Raw genomic sequence first — 22,978 nt, forward strand, 5'->3', positions numbered from 1 at the left:
CATGAATCTCTACGATGTCCCGGCGCCCGCCAAGCTCAATCTGTTCCTGCACATCGTCGGCCGCCGCGCCGACGGCTATCACCTGCTGCAGACGGTATTCCGCTTCATCGGCCTGGCCGACACGCTGAATTTCGAAGCACGCGCCGACGGCCAGGTGGCTCGCGTGGATCCGCTGCCGGGCGTCCCGGAAGACAGCGACCTGGCCGTGCGCGCCGCGCGCGCGTTGCAGGCGGCCACCGGCACGCGGCAGGGCGTGTCGATCGGGCTGGAAAAGCGCATTCCCATGGGCGGCGGCCTGGGCGGCGGATCGAGCGACGCCGCCAGCACGCTGATCGCCCTGAATCGCTTGTGGAATACGGGGCTGTCGCGCGCCGAGCTGATGCGCCTGGCGCTGCCGCTGGGGGCCGACGTGCCCGTCTTCATATTCGGCCAGTCGGCCTTCGCCGAAGGCATCGGCGACACCCTTACCGCCGTGCCGCTGCCCGAGCGGGCCTATGTCGTGGCCCAGCCCGATGCCAGCGTGCCGACGCCTCTCGTGTTTGGCGATCCCGATTTGACAAGGGATACCGCATGTATCACAATAGCGGACTTTCTTGCTTCGACTAATTCCGGTGCATTGCCTTCAACCGCAATGTTTGGCCGGAACGACATGGAGCCTGTGGTCTACAAGCGCTTCCCGGAAGTTTTCCGGGCCGCTGAATGGCTGGCAAGCTCGGATGTCGGGATCGTTGCGCGGATGTCGGGTTCCGGTGCGTGTCTATTCGCCGAATTCCTCGATATGCCCGCGGCGATTTTGGCGGAGCGGAAAATAGCCGCTACAATGCGCGACGCCGGTAAAATGGCGGATAAGTCGCAGGCAGTGCGTGAATCGCCTGTGCGGTTCCGGTTGGTGCAGGCGAGTCCTGGGTTGATCGAGCATCCGTTGCGGCACTGGATTGCAAGCTAGTGGGGAGTCGCCAAGTTGGTTAAGGCACCGGATTTTGATTCCGGCATGCGAAGGTTCGAATCCTTCCTCCCCAGCCCAACATATCTATAGAAAAAGCTGTTGAACACGCCCGCCTCGCCGGCCCAGGTTCAGCAGCTTTTTTGTTTGTCTTCGAAACGACTGTTCGAAACGAACTTAGCGTCTGCATCATGACAAAAGAAAGTTTCATGATTTTCACCGGCACCGCGAATACGCGGCTGGCCGTCGACGTGGCCAATCATCTGGACATGTCGCTGGGCAAGATGTCCGTCGGTCGCTTTTCCGACGGCGAAGTCATGGTGGAAATCAACGAGAACGTTCGCGGCAAGGATGTCTTCGTACTGCAGCCCACCTGTGCGCCGACGAATGACAACCTGATGGAAATCATGGTCATGGTGGATGCGCTGCGCCGCGCATCCGCCGGCCGCATCACCGCCGCCATCCCGTATTTCGGCTATGCGCGCCAGGATCGCCGTCCGCGGTCCGCCCGCGTGGCCATCTCGGCCAAGGTCGTGGCCAATATGCTGCAGGTAGCGGGTGTTGACCGCGTGCTGACCATGGACCTGCATGCCGACCAGATCCAGGGTTTCTTCGATATCCCGGTGGACAATATCTACGCCGGTCCCATCCTGCTGGGCGATATCTGGCGCCGCAACTTCGCCAACTTGGTCGTCGTGTCCCCGGACATCGGCGGCGTGGTGCGGGCGCGCGCGCTGGCCAAGCAGCTGGAAGCCGACCTGGCCATCATCGACAAGCGGCGCCCGCGCGCCAACGTGTCGGAAGTCATGAACATCATCGGCGAAGTCGACGGCCGCACCTGCATCATCATGGATGACATGGTCGATACCGCCGGCACGCTGTGCAAGGCCGCCCAGGCGCTGAAAGAGCGCGGCGCCGGCGCGGTGTACGCCTATTGCACGCACCCCGTGCTGTCGGGCGGTGCCGTCGACCGCATCCAGGCGTCCGACCTGGACGAGCTGGTCGTCACGGACACCATTCCCTTGTCCGAGCATGCCCGCTCTGTCGGCAAGATCCGCCAGTTGTCGTGCGCCGGCCTGCTGGGCGAAACGATATTGCGTATTTCGAACGCGGAATCGGTCAGCTCGCTGTTCGCCGACTGAGCCCGCTTCCCGTCTTCTGCTTGCCCGCTGGTCGCGGCGGGGAAGCAAAGCCACGGTCCGCATGGTGCGGCCGTGTTTTTTCCAGGAACACCCAGGTGTTCCATGTTTGGAGTCATCCATGAAATTCAACGCCACTGCGCGTAGCGTCCAGGGTTCGAGTGCGAGCCGCCGCCTGCGCCGCGCGGGCCGGGTTCCCGCCATCGTTTACGGTGCGGGCAGCCAGCCCCTGAACATCGAACTCGATCACAACGAGATCTACCACGCCCTGCGCAAGGAAGAGTTCCACTCCTCCATCCTCGACATGCAAGTCGAAGGCGGCAAGGGCGAGCAGGTGCTGCTGCGCGCCGTTCAATGGCACGCCTACAAACAGCAAGTGCTGCACGTCGATTTCCAGCGCGTGGACTCCTCGAAGGTCCTGCACACCAAGGTGCCGTTGCACTTCATCAACGCCGAAGTTTCGCCGGCTGTGAAGCTGAGCAGCGCGATCATCACCCACGTGCTGAACGAAATCGAAGTCGCCTGCCTGCCGGGCGACCTGCCGCAGTTCATCGAAGTGGACCTGTCCAAGCTGACCGGCGGCGCTTCGCTGCACCTGTCGGATGTGCAACTGCCCACGGGCGTCACCTACCTGACGCACGGCGGCGACGCCAACCCGGTGCTGGCGTCCGCGCTGGTCAAGGGTGGCGCGGCCGACGCCGGTGACGAAGAAGCCGAAGGCGGCGACGCTACGCCGGCTGCCTGATCGCGCCAGTCGTGACAGCCGGCGCCGTGTAGGCCGGCTGTGCACTACGAACCCCGCGTGTGGTCTACCATACGCGGGGTTTTTCTTTTCCGCACCGACATCCATCAGTCATGTCCACACCCATCCGCTTGATCGTCGGCCTGGGCAATCCTGGGCCCGAATATGAAACCACCCGCCACAACGCGGGCTTCTGGCTGGCCGACCATATCGCCGACGACCTGCGTGCCAGCTTCGCGATGGAAAAGGGGTTCAATGGTTTCGTCGCCAAGGCGCGCCACGGCGGCGAGAACGTCGTGCTGCTCAAGCCGATGACGTACATGAACCGTTCCGGGCAATCGGTCGGCGCGCTCGCACGCTTCTACAAGCTGGCGCCGGAACAGATACTGGTACTGCATGATGAACTGGACCTGCTGCCGGGACAGGTCAAGCTGAAGCAGGGCGGCGGCCATGCCGGCCACAACGGCCTGCGCGATATCCAGGCCGCGATGGGCAGCCCGGCGTTCTGGCGACTGCGCATCGGTATCGGCCATCCGCGCACGCTGGGACTGGCCCAGCAGGTGGCCGATTTCGTGCTGCACCAGCCGCGCCGCGAGGAAATGACCGCCATCGAGGCCGTCATCGATCGCTGCCGGGCCGTCATTCCCATGCTGCTGGACGGCGACTTCACGCGCGCCACGCAGCAGCTGCATCGCGCGAACGAGGCCTGACCATGGCCCGGCAAATCGGCGGCACCCTGCCGCGCCTGCGCGCCGACATGGCGGACTTCTGGCGGTTCCTGCGGCGGCCCACGCTACGTCACCTGCCGCCCCGCCGCCTGGGGCGCGGGCAGCGCGCCGACTGGCTACCGCCCGTGCGGGCGCGCCGGCTGCTGGCCTGGGTGGCCATGCTCTGGGCGATCAACCTGTTCGCGCTGGGCCCGCTGGCTGTCGCGGTGGCGACCCTGGGCGGCGCCCACCACAAGCTGGAGATGGGCGCGATACCGTGGTTCACCGCCATCGTGTGGGCGCCCATCGTCGAGGAAATGCTGTTCCGCTATGGCCTGCGTCGGCCCGTGCAGGCGCTCTGGGTCGTGCCCTTGATGATCTGGCCCCTGCTGAAGGGGCCGAATGCCTGGACCGCCGCCGTGGTGGTCCTGGTGCTGGCGGCCATCGCGTGGACCCAGCGGCAGGGCGGCGCGGCGCGCCGGGAATGGAGCTGGGACTGGCGGCGGCGCTATGTGCGCTACTTCCCATGGATCCTGCATTCGGCAACGCTCGTCTTCGCGGGCATGCACCTGGGCAACTTCTATCTGAACCACACGCCGCTTTGGCTGATGCCGCTGCTGGTGCTGCCGCAGTGGCTGACCGGGCTGGTGTTGAGCTGGATGCGTACCCGGCGGGGCATAGGCGCGTCGATCATGATGCACGCCATGTTCAATGCGGGACCGGTGCTGCTGGTGCTGGCCTTGATGAAGTGGGCGCCGGAGATCGTGTCGTAGGCGCGCAGGATTGCGGGGTTGCGACGTTTTGTCACGCGAGCCGCGTTCTTGTGGGGCGTCGCAATGGGCGGTCGGGGTCTGTAACTACGCGACATGGCCGCGCGCGGATGGGCACGTACCATTCGGTGCTCTGCAACCGGGATGGGTACGCCATGAAAAAACTATTCGCCGCCAGCCTGTTCGCATGCGCCTTGCTGCCGTTGGCATCGGCTCATGCGGGTCGGGATAAAAATGAACCGGACGAAGGCTACGTCATCGCCGATGGTCGCGAGTACACGGACCACGACAAGGGCAAGCACAAGGACCAGTATCGCGACGGCGACTGCGAGGTCAAGCGCAAGTGGAAGAAGAACGGCGAGTACCAGGAACAGCGCAAGTGCAAGCCGCAGAAGTACGTCGAGCCGGTGGTGGTGCCCGTGTATCCGGTCGCGCCGGCCGGGCCCGGGATTACGATCAACGGGACGGCGGTGATCCGGCCTTGATCGGGTCTTGGTCGGGTCTTATCAGGTCTCGATCGGGTCTTGATCAGGTCTTGACGCGCGCCTGGTCAGTGTCTTAACCAACCCAGGACACCCCTCGCCGTGGCGCGGCCGCTGGCGATGCAGGCGGTCAGCAGATAGCCTCCGGTGGGCGCCTCCCAGTCCAGCATCTCGCCGGCGCAGAACACGCCAGGCAGGCGCTTCAGCATGAAGTTCGCGTCCATCGCATCGAAGCGCACGCCGCCGGCCGTGCTGATCGCCTCATCGATGGGGCGCGTCGCGGTCAGGACCAGCGGCAAGGCCTTGATGGCCTGGGCCAGCCGGCGGGTGTCCAGCATCGCTTCCTTGTCGAGCACTTCCCGCAGCAGCGCGGCCTTTACGCCGGCGATGCCGACGCGGCTTTGCAGATGCGATGACAATGAGCGGGCGCCGCGCGGGTGCGATACGTCCTCCAAGACCCGTTCCGCGCCGCGGTCGGGGAGCAGGTCCAGCGTCAGCGTGGCACGGCCTTCGCGTTCGAGCTGATCCCGCAGCGACGCGGACAAGGCATAGATCAGGCTGCCCTGGACGCCGTGCTCGCTGACCACGAATTCCCCGCGGCGGCGCGGGGAAGCGGTGGCGCAGCTCGCAACGACATTCTTGACGGGTTCGCCCGCGAACTTGTCGCGGAAGAATTGCGACCATGCCACGTCGAACCCGCAGTTCGACGGTTTCAACGCCTCGATGGCGACGCCACGCTCGGCCAGCAGCGGGATCCAGGCGCCGTCCGACCCCAGCCTGGCCCAGCTCCCGCCGCCCAGCGCCAGGACGACCGCGGCGGCATCGTGCGTTTTCTCGCCCTCAGGCGTGGCGAAGCGCAGCCGGCCGCCGTCATCGCTGCCCTCCCAGCCGACCCAGCGATGCCGCGCGTGCGTCACCACACCGTTCTCGCGCAGGCGATGCACCCAGGCGCGCAGCAGCGGGGCGGCTTTCATTTCGCGGGGAAAGACGCGGCCTGACGTGCCGACGAAGGTCTCGATACCCAGCCCTCGGGCCCATACGGCCAGGGCTTCCGGGTCGAATGCCCGCACCAGCGGCTCCAACTGGCTTTGCCGAGCGCCATAGCGCGCCAGGAAAGCGTCGAGCAGTTCGCTGTGCGTCAGATTCAAACCACCCCGGCCGGCCATGAGGAACTTGCGGCCCAGCGAAGGCATGGCGTCGAACAGGTCGACGCCCATGCCGGCTTCGGCAAGAACTTCGGCGGCCGCCAGGCCAGCAGGACCGCCGCCGACAATGGCGACGCGGGTGGGGGGATGAGACATGCGGGGAGTTTAGACGCTTGGCTGCGGAGCCGTGATTTCCAAGCCGTCACCGCCATGGCGCCGACCGGTTAAAATCACCGGTTTCCTGGCGGACGAAACATGGCAATCCGCGTTTCGTGCCTGTGCGCCATCCCACATGAACGCTGCCGGATTTCCGGCACGAATCGGGCAGACCGCCTTGCCCGCCTGGGCATGCGGCGCCTCGATACTTTTATAGGTTCCCCATGGCTCTGCAATGCGGCATCGTCGGCCTGCCGAATGTCGGTAAATCGACCCTTTTCAACGCCCTGACTAAGGCGGGCATCCCGGCGGAAAACTATCCTTTCTGCACCATCGAGCCCAATGTGGGCGTGGTGGAAGTGCCCGATCCGCGCCTGCAGAAGCTGGCCGAGATCGTGTCGCCCGAGCGCATCCTGCCGGCCACGGTGGAATTCGTCGACATCGCCGGCCTGGTGGCCGGCGCCAGCCAGGGCGAAGGGCTGGGCAACCAGTTCCTGTCGCACATCCGCGAGACTGACGCCATCGTCAACGTGGTGCGCTGCTTCGAGGATCCCAACGTGATCCACGTCGCCGGCAAGGTCGATCCCATCGCCGACATCGAGGTCATCGAGACCGAACTGGCGCTGGCCGACCTGCAGACCGCGGAAAAGGCCCTGCATCGCTACAACAAGACGGCGCGCTCCGGCGACAAGGAAGCGCAGCGGCTGGTGGCGGCGCTGGAAAAGTGCATCGCCCAGCTGAACCAGGCCAAGCCGGTACGCTCGGTGGACCTGACGCAGGAAGAGCGCGCCTTGATCGCGCCGCTGTGCTTCATCACGTCCAAGCCGGCGATGTATGTGGGCAACGTCAGCGATGACGGTTTCACCAACAACCCCCTGCTGGACCGCCTGACCGAATTCGCCAAGTCGCGTAATGCGCCAGTGGTGGCGATCTGCGCCGCCATCGAATCGGAAATCGTCGACCTGCCGGAAGAGGATCGTGCTGCATTCCTGGCCGACATGGGCATGGAAGAGCCGGGTTTGAACCGGCTGATCCGGGCAGCGTTCAAGCTGCTGGGCTTGCAGACGTATTTCACCGCCGGCGTGAAGGAAGTGCGCGCCTGGACGATACCGATAGGCGCGACGGCGCCGCAGGCTGCTGGCGTGATTCACACCGACTTCGAACGCGGCTTCATCCGCGCGCAGACGATTTCCTATGACGACTACATCGCCTGCAAGGGCGAACAGGGCGCCAAGGAAGCGGGGAAGATGCGTGCGGAAGGCAAGGAGTATGTGGTGCAGGACGGGGATGTGATGAATTTCCTGTTCAACGTCTGACCCGCTGCTGACTCTTGCCTACATGCTGCGTAGAGGCTCGCAGCGTGTATCGTGCAAGACCAGGAAGAGATCTCTTCAACGTCTTTCGGCATTCTGTGGAAATGGTTTCCGGTTCGGAACTAATCGCGCTGCGGCTTCCACAAGAATGCCCTGACTGCCATCGGCAGAGTACGCTGAAGAGAATCATTTGGCCGCCAGACCAGCATCCCGAAATCCCATCCCGCAAGGCTATTCCGCCTGGTTGTCCGACCTGAAGGATCGCATTCGGACTGCGCAGCAACGTGCCTCACTAGCTGTCAATCGGGAATTGGTCGGACTGTACTGGCAGATCGGCCGCGATATTCTCGCGCGCCAAGCCGACCAGGGCTGGGGCGCGAAGGTGATAGATAGGCTGGCAAACGATCTGCATGCGGCTTTCCCTGACTTGAAGGGTTTTTCTCCGCGCAACCTCAAATACATGCGGGCCTTTGCCGAGGCTTGGCCCGACGTCCAAATTGTGCAACAGGCTGCTGCACAATTGCCCTGGGGCCATAACCTGATACTGCTCGAGCGCCTCAAGGATCCGACCGAGCGGCTGGCATATGCGCGTGCTGCCATTGAGCATGGTTGGTCGCGCAATGTGCTGAACATCCATATAGAAACCCGCTTGCTCGACCGCCAGGGCAAGGCGGTCACCAATTTTGAGCATTGCCTGCCTGCACCACATTCCGATCTGGCTATAGAGTCGCTGAAGGATCCCTATCGATTCGATTTCCTGGGGTTGGACGCGGAAGTACAAGAGCGGGAGATCGAGAATGCGCTGGTGCAGCACGCCAGGACAATCCAAGCATCGGCCTGCTGCTCTGCAAGAGCAAGAACAAGGTGGTTGCCGAATATGCCCTGGGAGACAAGTCCCAACCCATGGGCATCGCGGAATACCAACTGGTGGAATCTCTGCCTCAAGAATTGCAAACCAGCTTGCCGACGATCGAACAGATCGAACGAGAGCTGGGTCTCCATTAGGCGGTCCGGCCGGGGCTTGATACGAGCCTGTCCGTAATGACCGCGCGCCGCTGTAGTTTGCAAGTTTGGGTAGCGATCGCTAGCAAACTCCCATCTTTCAGCCGTCCGACAGCACAGCCCCGCCGCTTCGCAATACCATCACTCCGCCGGTCACGCCGGCGACCGTTGGGACAAGCGGAGCACAGGAGCTGGACGATGGAGACTGCAACACGTCGCGTGCTGGACAGGCGCGCCTTTCTGAAACATGCGTCGGCGGCGACGGGCGCCGCGATGATGGTGTCGCTGGTGCCGCGCATGGCGCGGGCCGCGGAGTCGGTGGTCGAGACGTCCGACGGCAAGGTCCGTGGAAGCGTCGATGCAAGCGCTTCAGGTGGCAACGTGCATGTCTTCAAAGGCGTGCGCTATGGCGACACGACAGGCGGCGAATATCGCTTCCTGCCGCCACGTCCAGTCCGTAAGTGGAGCGGCATCCAGGACGCCACGCAATGGGGCGCTTCCTGTCCGCAAGTGGCGGAGACGCAAGACCCGTTCTACGCCTGGTACACGACCATACAGCCCACGAACGAGGACTGCCTGTTCCTGAACGTCTTCACGCCCGGCGTGAACGACAACAAGCGCAGGCCCGTCATGGTGTGGCTGCACGGCGGGTCCTGGTCGAGCTGCGCGGGGACCGCGCCCGGCTTCGACGGGACCAAGCTGGCGGCCACGCAGGATGTCGTCGTCGTGACCGTGAATCACCGCCTGAACGCCTTCGGCTATCTGTGGCTGGAGGACAAGGACGAGCGTTTCGCCGATGCGGGCAGCGCGGGGGTACTCGATATCCTGCAGGCCTTGCGCTGGGTACGGGATAACGCCGCGGCCTTCGGTGGCGATGCGGGAAACGTCACTGTGTTCGGCCAGTCGGGCGGCGCCGCGAAGGTCATTGCCCTGATGGGGATGCCTGCGGCCCAGGGCCTGTTCCACAAGGCCGTCGTGCAAAGCTGCTCCGGCGGCATGCGCATCGACAGCCCAGATGAGGCCGCGCGGCAGGCGCATGCCCTGGCGGCCGCGCTGGACATGCAATCCGCCAGCGGCGCTGCCTTGCAGCAGGTGCCGATGGACAAGCTGGTCGCGGCGCTCAAGCGCGTCGCCGATCCCTTCCGCCCGGTGGTCGATGGGCGCAATTTCACGCGCGATCCTTTTTATCCGGATGCGCCGGCCATGTCGGCGCATATTCCGCTGCTGATCGGCAACGCCAATACGGAAAGCACCTATTACCTGCAGGTCGATCCCAACAATTTTTCGCTGGGCTTGGCGGACGTGCAGCGCAGGCTGCAGCGCTTCCTGAAAACCGACGCGGCCCGGGTCGACGGGCTGATCGAAGCCTATCGATCGGAATACCCCGCCTACGATCCCAGCGAAATCCTGATGACGATCACGACGGACTACCTGTTCAAGCGCAACACGCTCAAGGTGGCATCGCTACAGGCCGCGGCGGGCAAGGCGCCGGTGTATGCCTATGTCTTCGCGCGGCAGACGCCGATACAGGGCGGGCGCATCCATACGCCGCATACCGGCGAAGTGCCGTTCATCTTCGGCACGGCCAAGGCGGCCGAGGCGCAGGTGGGAACCGGCGCGGACATCGAACCCATGACGCGGCGGATGATGGCGACCTGGGCGGCATTCGCGCGCACGGGCGATCCCAACAACCCGACGCTACCGCATTGGGAGCAGTTTCGCGATGCCGACCGCCAGACCATGGCGCTGAGCATGGACAGCCAGCTCATGAGGGATCCTGGCGGCGCGTCGCGCGCGACGCTGGAAGGCCTTCCCTACTACGAATACAGTGTGTCCCGGTCCGCGTTCGTGAAGGGATAAGGGGCCCGGAGCAGGCGCTTGCGGTGATTCGCTGCGCCATTTGCCGCACAATATACGGTGATTATTTGCCGATGCGGGGAATCCTTGCGATAATCACCGCGTGAATAGCGGAGATTATCTCTACATCTGGCAGGGCGCGGATTGGCCGGCGTGGCGCTATGACCTGGCCGCCCTTGCCGGGCCGATGGACCGGGTCAGCCGTGCCCAAGGCCTTCTGCTGGGTCGGATGGCGGACCTCGATCTTGCCCTGCGCGACGCTGCGAGCCTGGGTGCGCTGACGGAGGACGTGGTCAACACCAGCGAGATCGAAGGCGAACATCTGAACGTTGCCTCGGTGCGTTCGTCCATCGCTCGCCGGCTCGGCGTGGACATCGGCGCGCTGGCGCCGGTGGATCGCCACGTCGAAGGCATCGTGGAGATGGTTCTCGATGCCACGGCCAACCATGGGGCACCGCTGACGGCCGAGCGCTTGTTCGCATGGCATGCAGCGCTGTTCCCCACTGGTTACTCGGGACTGAGCAAGATCACCACGGGCGGTTGGCGGGACGACGCGCATGGACCGATGCAGGTGGTATCGGGCCGCGTGGACAGGCAGCGAGTGCACTACGAGGCGCCGCCCGCCGCCCGCCTGCCGAAGGAAATGGCCGGCTTCCTGGCCTGGGTGAACAGCGCCGCTGCAGGGGAGCCGCCGCTGGTGCGCGCGGGACTGGGACATCTCTGGTTCGTGACGCTGCACCCTTTCGATGACGGCAATGGCCGTATCGCGCGGGCCGTTGGCGATCTGTTGCTGGCCCGCGCCGACGGCAGTCCTCAACGTTTCTACAGCCTCTCGGCGCAGATACAGCGTGAACGCAAGGCGTACTACGACATCCTGGAGGCCACGCAGAAGGGCTCCATGGATGTGACGGCGTGGCTGTCGTGGTTTCTGGAGACACTGCATGCGGCGGTGGCATCCGCGCATGGCACCGTGGATGCGGTGTTGCGCAAGGCCCGCTTCTGGCAGCGCCTGCCGGGCGCCAGGCTGAACGAACGCCAGGTGAAGGTGCTCAATCGCCTGCTCGACGGTTTCGAAGGCAAGCTGACCAGCGGCAAATGGGCGGCGTTGGCGAAATGCTCGCCCGACACCGCCTTGCGGGACATCAGCGAACTGGTGCAGCTCGGGGTATTGCGCCGTTCGCAGGCGGGCGGGCGCAGCACCAGTTATGAACTGGCCGACGCGCCCGCTGGACCTAATCCAGCTTGACCGCGGCCGGGCCTTCGAACGGGATCCGCATGCCGTCTTCGCCGAAGAAGATATTGCCCTTGTAGACCTGCCCGATCTCGCAGACGATGCGCTCGCGCAGCCCCGGCCGGTCGAATTGCTCGGTGACGTGGGAGATCACCAGGTTGCGGACGTTGGCGGCGGCGGCCATTTCGGCGAGCTCCATGTGGCCCATGGTGAACGCCTCGAAGGTCTTGCTGGGCGCGGTGCCGGACATGTAGTGGCACATGTGGACGAGCACGTCGCAATCCTGCGCCAGCGCGGACAGGGCCCGGCTGGGGCCGGTGTCGCCGGAATAGACGAAAGACTGGCCGTCGGCGTCCAGGCGATAGCCGTACGACACCAGATGCGGCGCGAAGTGATTCACCGGCGCGACGCGCACCGTCCAGCCATCGCCTTGTACGGTGTCGCTGTCGCCCAGCTCGTGCAACACGGGGGCGGGACGAAGTCGCTGGCCTTCGCCGCCACGCGCGCGGTACACGTCTATGCTGCACTGGTTCTCGGTGCGCGATATCAGGTCTGGCCCGAATGCGCCGTCGTCGCCGATGAGACGCTCGGTGATGCGTTTCAGCGGTGGCGGGCCATAGACGTGCATGTCCGGAATATTCCCGGCGCCCTGGTCCCAGCGGGTCAGCAGCAGGCGAGGGTAGTCGCCCATGTGGTCGTAATGGTGATGGCTGAAGAAGGCGTGCGAAACCGCCGTCGCGCGTATGCCAAGTTCGAGCAGGCGATGGTGCGCGCCGAAGCCGTGATCGAAGACCAGGTAATCGTCGCGCACCTTGACGACATAGCCCGAGCACATGCGGCGCAGCGAAGGGGTAGGGGTGCCGGTGCCCAGCAGCCAGAGTTCCATGGTGATTCCTATCAATGTTCCGTTGAGTGCGGGGTGCAACGTGCGGGGTGCAACGTGCGGCGTGCAACGTGCGGCGTGCAACGCGCGGCGTGCAACGTGCTGCGTGCAACTACTCCGCCGAGATATTCAGTTCCTTGATCAGCGCGCCGTACTTCGCTTGTTCGCGTTGCACGAACTCGCCGAAGGCGGTGGCGGACATGTCGCTGGTCTGGACGCCTTGCATGGCCAGGCCTTGCTGGACTTCCGGGGCGTGCAGGGCCGCGAGGATCCTGTCATGCAGGAGCAGCTGGCGGTCGTTGGCGACGCCCTTGGGCACGAAGAAGCCGAACCATCCGGCCAGGTCCAGGCGCGGATAGCCGTGCGACGCCAGCGCAGGCACGTCGGGCAGCGCCGGGCTGGGCGTGGTGGACGTGACGCCCAGCGCGTTCAGCTTGCCGCTCTTGACGAAGGGCACGGCCGGGGGCATGCCGGAAAAGTAGATATTCACCACGCCGCTGACCGTGTCGGTGACGGCCTGGCTGCCGCCCTTGTACGGGACGGCCATGATCTTGATGCCGGCGTCCTTGGCCAGCAGGGCGCCCGCGATATCGGCCGGGCTGCCGGTGCCGGCCGTCGCATAGGTGACGGTGCCGGGCTTGTCCTTGGCGAGCTTCACCAGGCCATCGATGTCCTTCACCGGAACGGACGGGTTGGACACCAGAAGCAAGGGCGTGGATCCGGCAAGCGCGATGGGCGAGAAATCGCGCGTGACGTTGTAGTTGACCCCTTTCTGGATCACGGGGTTGATCACCATTTCGGACGTATAGGCCAGGAGCAGCGTGTAGCCGTCGGCCGCGGCGTTCGCGACGTAATTGGCGCCTATGGATCCCGCCGCGCCGGCCTTGTTCTCGACGATGACGGCGTGCTTGAGATCCTGCGACAGCTGCTTGGCGACGAAACGCGCGATGACGTCGCCTGTGCCGCCTGGCCCGTAGGGGACGATGATGCGGATCGGCTGATCGGGATAGGCGTTGCTGGCCTGCGCGGGTACGGCGGTGCCGATACCGAGGGCAAGCACGGAGATGGTGGCGATCAAGGCGCGGCGGCGTTCTGTTCGGAAAGACGGCTGCATGGTGATTCCCCGGGTTCTGGTGTTATGAGAAGATGATTATCCTTTTATCCATCTGCCTACTGTCATAACGATTTGGTTATGAAACAGCCTGATTTTGCCAAGCTGCGCGTTCGTGATCTCGAATTGCTGCGTGAAATCGCCACGGTGCGGTCCCTGACGGCCATCGCGGATTCCCGTGGCCTGACGCAACCGGCGCTGAGCCGCGCCCTGCACGATATCGAGGCCGCACTGGGCACGCAGGTATTCTCCCGCGACCGCGCCGCGCGCCTGGAACCCACGCCCTTGGGCCACCTGATCCTGTCCCGAGTGGAATTGATGCTTGCCGAAGCGGACGGCCTGCGCGGCGAACTGCTCGCCTTCGAGGAAGGCAGGGGCACTCATCTACGCCTGGGTGTCATCCCCTTCGTATCCAACCAATTGATGCGCGAGATCCTCAGGGAATTGACGACGGGTCCCTATGCGATGTCCATCAGCACGTATGAGGCGTCCACCGATCAACTGGTGTCCGCGCTGCGTCGCCAGGAACTGGACGCCGTTCTGGGCCGCATCACGGTCGATGGCGCCACGAGCGAGTTGCATCAGGAAAAGCTGTTCACGCAAAGCGCCTCGGTGCTCGTCAACGCCAGCAGCGCACTGGCGCGGAGCAAGGCATTGAAGCTGGAGGACCTGCATCGATATGAATGGGTGCTGCCGCCGCAGGCCAGTCCCACGCGCCTGGCCTTCGCGCAGCTCTTCGTGGCAAGGGGGGCGACGCCGCCGTCCGCGCGGATCGAGACCACCTCGGCCCGGTTGATCCATACGGCGATCAGCGGCGACATAGCGGTCCTGGGCCTGCTGCCCCTGGATATCGCGATGGAGCTGGAAACCTGGGGTGGGGTCAAGGCAGTGGATCTGCCGGCGCCCTTCAAGATGCCGCCGGTCGGATTGATCACGCTGGCGAAGCGGCAGCGCCTGCCCGCCGGCCGTATCCTGCGCGACGTGGTGCGCGGGGTACTGGCGCGATCGGTGGCCTATCGTTGAGGCGTTCCTTGCATGGCGGAGTGGTCCGCTGACTCGTCGCCGATGCTGACGCTCTCCAGGAAAGCCTTTTCGAACAGCGCGAGCGACGGATCCCGGCTCGATGCCTTGCGCCGTATCAGGCATACCTGCATGGGGACGACGTCCAGCGGCACGTCCAGTATGCGTACCAGCCCCAGCTCCTGATGCATGGCGGCCGCGCGGCGCGGCGCGACGGTGAACAGATTCGATTGCGCGACGATGGCCAGGTTCTGGATGTAGGTCGATGTCTCGACGACCGGCTCGGGCGGTTGCACGCCGTGCCGCAAAAAGGCTTCCGCCAGGGCGCCGCGTACGGCGGAATCGGGCCGCTGCATGACCCATTCGCATCGCGCCAGGTCCTGGTAACTGATGCCGCGCCGGCTGGCCGCGGCGTTCTGCGGCCCGACCACGATGCAGATTTCCTCGCGGTAAAGGTTGACGAAGGACAACTGGCTGGAGGCCTGCGCCAGCGCGCTGCTGGCGTTGGGCAGCCGCCCGATCACGCAATCCAGTTCGCCAGCGATCAGCATGTCCAGCAACTGACGCGCGGTGCTTTCCTGCGTGCGGATGGCGCAGCCGCCCGCCTGGCGGAAGATGTCTATCGCCCTGGGCAGGTAGGCGATGAAGGCCTGTGGGACGACGCCTACGCGCAGCAGGGCGGACCGGCCCGCCGCCACGCGGCCGATGACGGCGGACAGTTCGTCGAATTCGTTCAGGATGGTGCGCACCCGGCCCAGCAAGGCCTGCGTCTGCCCGGTCGGCGTCACGCCCTGGCGGCTGCGAACGAAGAGCGGAACGCCGACCAGCGCTTCCAGGTCGTTGAGCATGGCTGTCGCGGCGGGCTGGCTGATGTTCAACTGCCTGGCCGCCTTGTGGATGGTGCCTTGCTCGATCAGTGATTCGATCAGCAGGAGGTGGCGGAACTTAAGGTGCGACAGCGCCATGGGCGAGTGCGGCATATACGGCCCCGTTAAGTGTTCTTGGTGCTTTTGGGGCCCTTGGTGCGTCGGCGTTCTTCGTGCCCTCGGTGATAAGCAAAACATATCACGAAATCGGATATTTCGATTATGTCCTTTCACCCCCGGCTGGCTAGACTGCCTTTCAGCATCAGAGGCGCCTGTCAGGCCCATTCAAGCAAGGGGATTAGCGTGAAGACACAGCGTTGGAAGTTTCGATCGGTGGTGATCGCGGGAGCGACGTCGGCCTGCATCTCCGCCATGGGGACCGCCCAGGCCGCCTGGCCGGCGGATCAACCTATCCGCATCATCGTTCCGCAAGCGGCGGGCGGCACCAACGACACCGCCGCGCGCCTGGTGGCCGTCGAACTGGGCAAGGCGCTGAATCAGAGCGTCGTGGTGGAAAACCGTCCCGGCGCATCGGGCGCGATAGGCATGCAGGCGGCCGTGCAGTCCAGGCCCGATGGCTACACGCTGGCCATCGCGTCCGACACCGCGACCATCCTGAACGCCGTGCGCAGCGACATGCCATGGCAGTTCAAGCGCGACCTGACCGGCGTATCGATGATCGCCGACCAGCCCATCGTCGTCGCGGCATCCGCGCGCAGTCCGTACAAATCGCTGGCCAACCTGCTGGAAGCCGCCAAGGAGAAACCCGGCTCCATCGCCTTTGGCACATCCGGCCTGGGCACCTCGCAACAGGTCGCCGGCGAGTGGCTGGCGCGCGAGGCCGGCGTGCAGATGACGCACGTGCCGTACAAGGGCGGCGGCCAGGCGATTACCGATCTGGTGGGCAACCAGGTGCCCGCCGCCGTGTTGGGGCTGGCGCCGGTCATCGGGCAATACCGGTCAGGCAATGTGCGCATCCTGGCGCTGACCTCCGAGAACCGCAATGCCGAATTGCCGGACGTGCCCACGTTGCGCGAGCTCGGCTACAAGGACATCGTCCTGACGCAATGGGTGGGCCTGGTCGCGCCCAAGCGCACGCCGCCCGAGATCGTGCAGCGCCTGTCCGGCGAAGTGGCCAGGATCCTGGCCCAGCCCGAGATCGTCCGCAAGTTGAAGGAAAGCGGCCTGGATGTGCGGCCCATGCCGGCGGCGCAGTTCGATGTTTTCCTGGCGCGCACCGTCGACCAGTGGCAGCACCTGATATCCACGCTGTCGCTGCGGCTGGAATGAGGCGGGCGGTGAAGCCAACACCGATCAGCAAACATCGACACAGCAAACATCGACGCGGCAAACATCAGCCAGGCAAGCAGCAGCCGGCACATCATCGAGGCAGCACACACGTGAAGCAGACACAGCAAGGCACGCAACGACCCAACATCATCCTGATCCTGGCCGACAACCTGGGCTGGGGCGAATTGGGCTGCTACGGCGGGGGTGCGCTGCGCGGGGCGCCCACGCCGCGTATCGATGAACTGGCGACGCAAGGCACCCGCTTCCTGAACTTCAACGTCGAGAGCGATTGCGTGCCGACGCGGTCCGCGCTGATGACGGGGCGCCATCCGATCCGCACGGGCGCGCTGCAGTCGGTGCCGGCCGGCCTGCCGCAGGGCATCATCCCCTGGGAACGCACGATGGCCGAAGTCATGTCCGACGCCGGTTATGCAACCGCGATGTACGGCAAGTGGCATCTGGGCGACAAGGAAGGCCGCTATCCCAAGGACAAGGGCTTCGACGAGTGGTACGGCATACCGCGCACCACGAACGAAAGCATGTTCATGGAGGCCGTCGGCTTCGATCCCGCCGTGGTCGAGCTTCCCTGCGTCATGGAAGGCCGCAAAGGGCAGCCCGCGGAAAAGCGCGAGGTCTACGACCTGGAAATGCGCCGGCGCATCGATGAGGAACTGACACGCCGCAGCTGCGAGTTCATCGCCCGCAACGCTGGCACGCAGCCGTATTTTCTGTACGTCCCGCTGACGCAGCTGCATTTCCCGACCATTCCGCATCGCGATTTCGAAGGACGCACGAAAAAGGGCGAGTTCGCCGATTCGCTGGTGGAAATGGATGCTCGCGTGGGGCAGATCATGGACCAGGTGAAGGCAACCGGGACCGAGGAAGACACCGTCTTCATCTTCGCCAGCGACAACGGCCCGGAGTACCGGCGGCCCTGGCGCGGCAGCGCCGGCATGTGGACCGGCACCTATCACACGGCGATGGAAGGCGCGCTGCGCGTGCCGCTGATCGTGCGTTGGCCCGGCAAGGTGCCGGAGGGTCGCGTGACCAATGAAATGGTGCACGTGGTCGACCTGTTCCCGACGCTGGCGCGCATCGCCGGCGCGGAAGTGCCGGCGGATCGCGTGCTGGACGGGGTGGACCAGCTGGATTTCCTGTTGGGCGAAAAGGAGCAGTCCAACCGCGAGGGTTTCGTCTACTACATCAAGACCGAAATGCGCGCCGCCAAGTGGCGCGATTGGAAAATGCACTTCGTCTGGGAAGTCGAGCCCAACGCCGGGCCCAACCACCTGGAGACGCCTTACGTCTTCAACATCGTGCAGGACCCCAAGGAAGAGAGCGACGTCAATACGACGCAGGGCTGGGTGCGCGGGCCCATACGCCGGATGATCCTGGCGTTCCAGCAATCGCTGTCCGCCAATCCGCCGATTCCGCCGGGCGCGCCCGACGATTTCGTGCCGCCGCCCCTGCGTGGCGAAGGCCTCGGCTGATCATGCCGCCGGCACCCGGGCGCATGTCGGCGTCGTTGCCGGTCGAGTCGCCTGCCGTGGCGCCCAGCATCGACCTGGCGGCGGAGCTACGCGCCGACGCGGATCTGCTGGACGCGATCTCCACGGGCTATGTCGCATGCGGCACGCAGCCCGGTGACGCGGACGCGGTGAGCCGGATCCTGCGCACGATGAACGAGAAGGGCATCGCGATCGGCGCCAATCCCTCCTATCCCGGCGGGCCCGGTGGCGGGCAGCGGCCCGCGGACCTGGATGATGTGGTGCTGCGAGACATCATCCTGGGGCAGATCGCGCATATCGCCGTCCTGGCCTTGCGGGCGGGGGCGCGATTGTCGACGGTAAGGTGCCAGGGCACGCTGGGCTGGGATATGGCGTACGACGAGCGCACCGCGCAAGTGGTGGCGAGGACGGTGCATCAGTTCGATCCGGCCCTGTCGCTGGTATGTACGGCCGCAAGCCCGGGGGCGAGGGTGGCGTGGGATTGCGGGGTGACGGTGGTGCAGGAAGTCTGCCTGGACCGTGCGTACGACAGCGAGGGCCGCCTGATCGAGCCCGAGACCACGGGTGCGGCCGTGAGGAGTCCGGCGGACGCCGTGGCGAGGTGGCTCGCGGGGATGCGGGATGGCCGTCTGGATACGATGGGCGGCGGCCATGTGCGCGTACGCGCCGACAGTTACTGCCTGAACGGCGATACGCCGAATGCGGTGGCGATTGCACGCGAACTGTGCCAGTCGATGCGGGCCCACGGCGTCGCCGTGCGCCCGCCGCGACGCGCCCTGCCTACGCGACCTGCCGCATCGCCAGCCGGCGCCGCGCGGCCAGGGCCATCATGGCGATGACCAGCGGCGGGAAGGCGATCCAGCACACCATGTCCCAGCCGTAGTTGGCCAGCACGCCACCCGACGAGAACGAGCCCAGGACCATGGTGCCGAACACCAGGAAATCGTTGAAGGCCTGGACCTTGTTGCGCTCTTCCGGCCGATGGCACTCCAGCACCAGCGCGGAAGCGCCCACGAAACCGAAGTTCCAGCCCAGCCCGAGCAGGATCAGCGACGTCCAGAAATGGCCCACCGTCAGTCCCGCCAGCCCGGCCACGGCGGCTGCCCCCGTCAGGATCAGGCCGGCCATCACCACGCGGCCGGCGCCGAAGCGGCCGATCAGCCGGCCGGTGAAGAAGCTGGGGCCGTACATGGCGATCACGTGCCATTGCAGGCCCAGGTTGGAGGCCTCCTGCGGCAGGCCGCATAGCCGCATGGCCAGCGGCGCGGAGGTCATCAGGAAATTCATCAGGGTGTAGCTGATGACGCCGCAGACGACCGCGACGATGAAAGCCGGCTGGCGGACGATCTGCCCCAGGGGCCGGCCGGCGGCGTTTTCCGCGGCGGTGGGAATCGGCAGCTTGACGCCCATCAGGATGGCCGCGCTCAGCAGTGCGACCGCGGCCTGGGCGAGATAGGTGGCCGCGAACATGTGCGGCGGCCAGATGTACATGGTGTAGGTGACCAGCTGCGGTCCCAGCACGCCGGCCAGGACCCCGGCCGCCATGACGGTGGACAGCGCTCGCGCGCGCTGCGGCGCGGGCACGCAATCAGCGGCGGCAAAGCGGAAAGTCAGCACCACCGCCGCGTACGCGCCACCGAACAGCATGGCGAAGCAGAAGAGCCAGAAACTGCCCAGCGTAATGGCCAGGGAGCTGAGCAAGCCCACCAGCACGCCGCAGCCCGTGCCGGCCTGGAACGCGGCACGTCGCCCGTAGCGCTGGGCGATCGCGCCCGCCGGCAGCGTGGACAGCGCCATCCCGACCACGAAGATGGAAATCGGCATGGTGGCCAGCGATTTTTCCGGCGCGAGCGTGTTGCCGATGATCGCGGCCGTCGCATACACGACGGTGGTATTGGCGCCGGCCAGCGCCTGCGCGACGGCGAGCCGCGCCAGATTGCCTTGGAATAATGTGCTGCGCAAAACGGTTGTCCCCATCCCTGGCTTCAGGCGGGACGATACCTTATTTCTGTTTCTTATATCGTTATGACCCTGGTCGATTTGGGGCCGCTGCCGCGTCGCTGGCGGTAGTCCCGGCCGTGTCCACATCGCCGCCGCCGACGGACTTGTACACCGCGATCAGCCGCATGAAGAGCTGGTGATTGCTATCGGACAGGTCGCGCCGCGACTGTATCCACGTGCGTTCGGCATCCAGTTCGACCAGGAAGTCGGTCAGGCCGCGGGCGTAGCGCGCACGCGCCAGGTCATAGGCTTCGCGGCTGGCGGCTTCTTTGGCGCGCAGGCTGGCGTTGCGGCCACGTTCGGCGTCGTAGCCGGTCAAGGCGTCGTCGATCTCGCGCCATGCCTTCAGGACAGTCTGCTGGTAGTCCACGGCGGCTTCCTGCTGGGCCAGTTGGCGCAGTACCACCGTCGCGCGGCGGCGGCCCTGGTCGAAGATCGGCAGCGACAGCGACGGGCCTACGCTCCAGGCGCGCGTGCCCCATTCGCCGAAGCGACTGCCTTCATAGGACTCGTAGCCAAAGCTCGCGCCCAGGGTGATGCGCGGATAGAGATCGGCCACGGCGACGCCGATGTCCGCGGTGGCGCCATGCAGCCGGGCTTCCGCGGCGCGTATGTCGGGGCGTCGCAGGGCGACCTGGGAGGGCAGGCCCAGCGACAGGTCGGGCAAGCGCGCGGGCAGGGCCGCCAACGGTGTGGCAGGGCGGGCGGACAGGGTCTGCGTGAGGTCGCCGGGGCGCGCATCCACCAGCAGGCCGATCTGGTTCATCAGCGAGGCTGCCTGCGCGTTCAGCGGCGGCATGCGTGCTTCCAGGTCGGCGAGCAGGCCGCGTTGGCGGCTGACGTCCAATTCGTCGATCAGGCCGCCGCGTGCGCGTGCCTGCAGCAGCGACAGGCTGTCGCGGGCGGCCGCCACGTCCTGGTTCAACAGATCGAGCTGCTGCTGCGTCAGCCGCAGTTCGAAGTAGTCGCGCGCCAGTTCGCTGGCGACGGCCAGGCGCACGTCATCCAGCAGCGCGGCCGCGTTGTTCACGTTGGCGTCGGCCGATTCGATGGAGCGTCCCACGCGGCCCCACAGATCCAGTTCCCAGGATGCGTCGAAGCCGCCCTGGTAAAGGGTGAAGGGCGAACTCAGCATGGATACCAGTTCTTCGCGGTTGGCGGGCGCGACGGCGTTGGCCAGCCGCGTGCCGGCGGAATACTCGCTCTGGCGCTGGCGCGTGGCGGCGCCGGTGGCGTCCAGGGTGGGCCCGCGCTGCGCGGCGACGGTGACCCGCCGCATGCGGCTTTGCGCGAAGCGCAGGGCGGCGGTGCGCAGGTCCGGGCTGGCTTGCGCGGCACGCGCTTGCAGCGCGTCCAGCGTCGCGTCGTTGAACAGGGTCCACCACTGCGCGGACAGCGGCGCCGTGCCGGCGGTCGCGCCTGCCGAGGTCGTCGTACCCGACGCGGCGCCGATGGCGCTGGCGGGCGCGGTGGCATCCACCGCGCCATTCGCACCGGCGGGGCGTTGCCCGCTGCGCCAATCCTGCCAGGACGCGGGCGCCGCGGCGGTCGGCGGCGAGTAGTCGGGCCCGACCGCGCAGCCCGCCAACAGGGCGGCGGTGCAGGCGGATGCAAGCAGCAGACGCATCGGATACGAGGGCATTGGAGATAAGGTGGAATAGGCAGGCATGGCGCGGCTCTTCATGCAAGGCGGTGGCGGAACAGCCAGGCCGCCAGCGGCAAGGTGACGGCGGAGATACCGACGAAAGGCAACAGATCGTGCCAGACGTCGGCCAGGCCGGCGCCCTCCAGGTACACGCTGCGCACCAGGTCCACCGCGAAGCGCAGGGGATTGGCGTACGTGGCGATCTGCAGCGCTTCCGGCATGTTGCGCACCGGCGTGGTCAGGCCGGACAACAGCACCAGCGGCATCAGCAGGACGAAGTTGTAGAGCATGGCCTGCTGCATCGTCGTGGACACCGCCGAGATCGACAGGCCGACACCGACGATGGCGATGGTGAACATCACCGTGCCTCCTAGCAGCACGGCCACGCTGCCCGCCATGGGAATGTGGAACCAGAAAAGCGCGATCGCCAGCACGATGGACGACTGCAATACGCCGATGGCGATGGAGGGCAGTGCCTTGCCGAACATGATGGTGATGGGCCGGTAAGGCGTGACCAGCAACTGGTCGAACGTGCCCTGTTCACGCTCGCGGGCCACCGACAGCGCGGCCAAGGTCATCGTCTGCAACATGCTTAGCGAGGCGATCAGCCCCGGCATGATGCTCCAGCGGGTTTCAAGATTGGGGTTGTACCAGGCACGCATGTCCACATCGACCGGCGGGGGCGCTGCGCCCGGGCGGCTGGCGTTGTAGGCGGTAACGATATCGCGGATCTGGCCGGCCGCCGTGCCGGCCGTGGTCGAGTTGCGGCCATCCAGGATGACCTGCAAGGGCGCCTGTCCGCCGGCGGCCAGCGTGCGTTCGAAGTCGTCGCCGAAATGCAGCACCAGCAAAGCGTCGCCGGCGTCGATCACCGGCGCGATCTCATCGGCCGAACGCAAGGTCGCGACGCGTTCGAAGACGCCGGTGCCGTCCAGCCGCGCCAGCAGTTCCGTCGAGGCCTGGCCGCGCGACTGGTCCAGCACGGCATAGGGAACGTGGGTCAGGTCGAACGTGGCGGCGTACCCGAACAGCAGGCTTTGCAGGATCACCGGCACGATCAGGACCACCCGGCTGGCGGGATCCTTCAGGATCGCCAGGAACTCCTTCAGGCATAGATTTCCCAGCGGACGAAGATAAGCGATCAAGGCATTCATGATGTCGGCCTGT

The 22,978-nt window shown here is 65.6% G+C and carries 20 protein-coding genes, 1 tRNA gene and 1 pseudogene; 15 read left to right on the forward strand and 7 right to left on the reverse strand.

All coding sequences use genetic code 11. The features are described 5' to 3' along the window. The first annotated feature begins 1 nt into the window (after position 1). From ispE to CAL12_RS02820, 7 genes are all read left to right on the forward strand, one after another. The gene (gene ispE / locus CAL12_RS02790) at positions 2–946 is read left to right on the forward strand and encodes a 4-(cytidine 5'-diphospho)-2-C-methyl-D-erythritol kinase (RefSeq protein WP_086063088.1); all 945 of its coding nucleotides are present in this window, start codon (positions 2–4) and stop codon (positions 944–946) included. Further along, positions 947–1,020 (forward strand) — tRNA-Gln (locus tag CAL12_RS02795). Between the two features lie 114 nt (positions 1,021–1,134). Then, positions 1,135–2,085, forward strand: a complete 951-nt coding sequence (locus CAL12_RS02800; protein WP_179283214.1) for a ribose-phosphate pyrophosphokinase — start codon at positions 1,135–1,137, stop codon at positions 2,083–2,085. Between the two features lie 118 nt (positions 2,086–2,203). After that, positions 2,204–2,827 (forward strand): 50S ribosomal protein L25/general stress protein Ctc, encoded by a 624-nt coding sequence (locus tag CAL12_RS02805; protein ID WP_086063089.1) that lies wholly within the window; start codon positions 2,204–2,206, stop codon positions 2,825–2,827. Positions 2,828–2,937: 110 nt separating this feature from the next. Further along, positions 2,938–3,534: an aminoacyl-tRNA hydrolase gene (gene pth, locus CAL12_RS02810; protein ID WP_086063090.1), complete on the forward strand. Its 597-nt coding sequence runs from the start codon at positions 2,938–2,940 to the stop codon at positions 3,532–3,534. Between the two features lie 2 nt (positions 3,535–3,536). After that, entirely contained in the window at positions 3,537–4,304 is a 768-nt protein-coding gene (locus tag CAL12_RS02815; RefSeq protein WP_086063091.1) for a CPBP family glutamic-type intramembrane protease, read from the forward strand. 152 nt (positions 4,305–4,456) lie between these two features. Further along, positions 4,457–4,786 (forward strand): hypothetical protein, encoded by a 330-nt coding sequence (locus CAL12_RS02820; protein WP_086067643.1) that lies wholly within the window; start codon positions 4,457–4,459, stop codon positions 4,784–4,786. 65 nt (positions 4,787–4,851) lie between these two features. Here CAL12_RS02820 and CAL12_RS02825 read toward each other — a convergent pair whose 3' ends face one another. Continuing rightward, positions 4,852–6,084, reverse strand: coding sequence for a TIGR03862 family flavoprotein (locus tag CAL12_RS02825; RefSeq protein ID WP_086063092.1), 1,233 nt, complete (start codon positions 6,082–6,084; stop codon positions 4,852–4,854). 224 nt (positions 6,085–6,308) lie between these two features. Here CAL12_RS02825 and ychF point away from each other — a divergent pair, with 224 nt between their 5' ends. The 4 genes and pseudogenes from ychF to CAL12_RS02845 all read left to right on the forward strand — a co-directional run bounded on the left by ychF (position 6,309) and on the right by CAL12_RS02845 (position 11,502). After that, positions 6,309–7,400 (forward strand): redox-regulated ATPase YchF, encoded by a 1,092-nt coding sequence (gene ychF / locus CAL12_RS02830; RefSeq protein ID WP_086063093.1) that lies wholly within the window; start codon positions 6,309–6,311, stop codon positions 7,398–7,400. Positions 7,401–7,587: 187 nt separating this feature from the next. Beyond that, positions 7,588–8,402 (forward strand): annotated as a pseudogene (locus CAL12_RS02835) (PDDEXK nuclease domain-containing protein). A gap of 195 nt (positions 8,403–8,597) precedes the next feature. After that, on the forward strand, positions 8,598–10,259 hold the full coding sequence (locus tag CAL12_RS02840) for a carboxylesterase/lipase family protein (protein ID WP_198298361.1): 1,662 nt from the start codon (positions 8,598–8,600) through the stop codon (positions 10,257–10,259). A gap of 100 nt (positions 10,260–10,359) precedes the next feature. Beyond that, on the forward strand, positions 10,360–11,502 hold the full coding sequence (locus CAL12_RS02845; protein WP_086063095.1) for a Fic family protein: 1,143 nt from the start codon (positions 10,360–10,362) through the stop codon (positions 11,500–11,502). Here CAL12_RS02845 and CAL12_RS02850 read toward each other — a convergent pair. Both CAL12_RS02850 and CAL12_RS02855 read right to left on the reverse strand, forming a co-directional pair. Continuing rightward, positions 11,489–12,373 carry an MBL fold metallo-hydrolase gene (locus tag CAL12_RS02850; protein ID WP_086063096.1) on the reverse strand — a complete coding sequence of 295 codons (885 nt, stop codon included), beginning with the start codon at positions 12,371–12,373 and terminating at the stop codon, positions 11,489–11,491. The genes CAL12_RS02845 and CAL12_RS02850 overlap by 14 nt on opposite strands. Before the next feature lie 109 nt (positions 12,374–12,482). Then, entirely contained in the window at positions 12,483–13,484 is a 1,002-nt protein-coding gene (locus CAL12_RS02855) for a Bug family tripartite tricarboxylate transporter substrate binding protein (RefSeq protein WP_086063097.1), read from the reverse strand. Between the two features lie 78 nt (positions 13,485–13,562). On the opposite strand from CAL12_RS02855, the gene CAL12_RS02860 reads away from it, so the two are divergent. Next, a complete protein-coding gene (locus CAL12_RS02860) occupies positions 13,563–14,504 on the forward strand; it encodes a LysR family transcriptional regulator (protein ID WP_086063098.1) in 942 nt (313 codons plus the stop codon). Here the strand turns inward: CAL12_RS02860 and CAL12_RS02865 are convergent. After that, the gene (locus CAL12_RS02865) at positions 14,495–15,481 is read right to left on the reverse strand and encodes a LysR family transcriptional regulator (RefSeq protein ID WP_086063099.1); all 987 of its coding nucleotides are present in this window, start codon (positions 15,479–15,481) and stop codon (positions 14,495–14,497) included. The two genes, CAL12_RS02860 and CAL12_RS02865, sit on opposite strands and share 10 nt — an antisense overlap. Before the next feature lie 189 nt (positions 15,482–15,670). Between CAL12_RS02865 and CAL12_RS02870 the strand changes: the two genes are divergently transcribed. The 3 genes from CAL12_RS02870 (at position 15,671) to CAL12_RS02880 (ending at position 19,004) form a co-directional block, all read left to right on the forward strand. Beyond that, positions 15,671–16,657 (forward strand): Bug family tripartite tricarboxylate transporter substrate binding protein, encoded by a 987-nt coding sequence (locus CAL12_RS02870; RefSeq protein WP_232464682.1) that lies wholly within the window; start codon positions 15,671–15,673, stop codon positions 16,655–16,657. 110 nt (positions 16,658–16,767) lie between these two features. Further along, entirely contained in the window at positions 16,768–18,147 is a 1,380-nt protein-coding gene (locus tag CAL12_RS02875; protein ID WP_232464683.1) for an arylsulfatase, read from the forward strand. A gap of 2 nt (positions 18,148–18,149) precedes the next feature. Then, positions 18,150–19,004, forward strand: coding sequence for a LamB/YcsF family protein (locus CAL12_RS02880; RefSeq protein ID WP_086063101.1), 855 nt, complete (start codon positions 18,150–18,152; stop codon positions 19,002–19,004). Here CAL12_RS02880 and CAL12_RS02885 read toward each other — a convergent pair. Genes CAL12_RS02885 through CAL12_RS02895 form a run of 3 tightly spaced genes read right to left on the reverse strand, consistent with a single transcriptional unit; the run spans position 18,946 to position 22,968 of the window. Next, positions 18,946–20,142, reverse strand: a complete 1,197-nt coding sequence (locus tag CAL12_RS02885; RefSeq protein WP_086063102.1) for an MFS transporter — start codon at positions 20,140–20,142, stop codon at positions 18,946–18,948. The genes CAL12_RS02880 and CAL12_RS02885 overlap by 59 nt on opposite strands. Positions 20,143–20,188: 46 nt before the next feature. Next, on the reverse strand, positions 20,189–21,835 hold the full coding sequence (locus tag CAL12_RS02890) for an efflux transporter outer membrane subunit (RefSeq protein WP_086067645.1): 1,647 nt from the start codon (positions 21,833–21,835) through the stop codon (positions 20,189–20,191). Positions 21,836–21,846: 11 nt separating this feature from the next. Continuing rightward, the gene (locus CAL12_RS02895; RefSeq protein ID WP_420042783.1) at positions 21,847–22,968 is read right to left on the reverse strand and encodes an ABC transporter permease; all 1,122 of its coding nucleotides are present in this window, start codon (positions 22,966–22,968) and stop codon (positions 21,847–21,849) included. Positions 22,969–22,978 lie beyond the last annotated feature (10 nt).

It is taken from the genome of Bordetella genomosp. 8, from assembly GCF_002119685.1.
Classification (GTDB): Bacteria; Pseudomonadota; Gammaproteobacteria; order Burkholderiales; family Burkholderiaceae_B; genus Bordetella_C.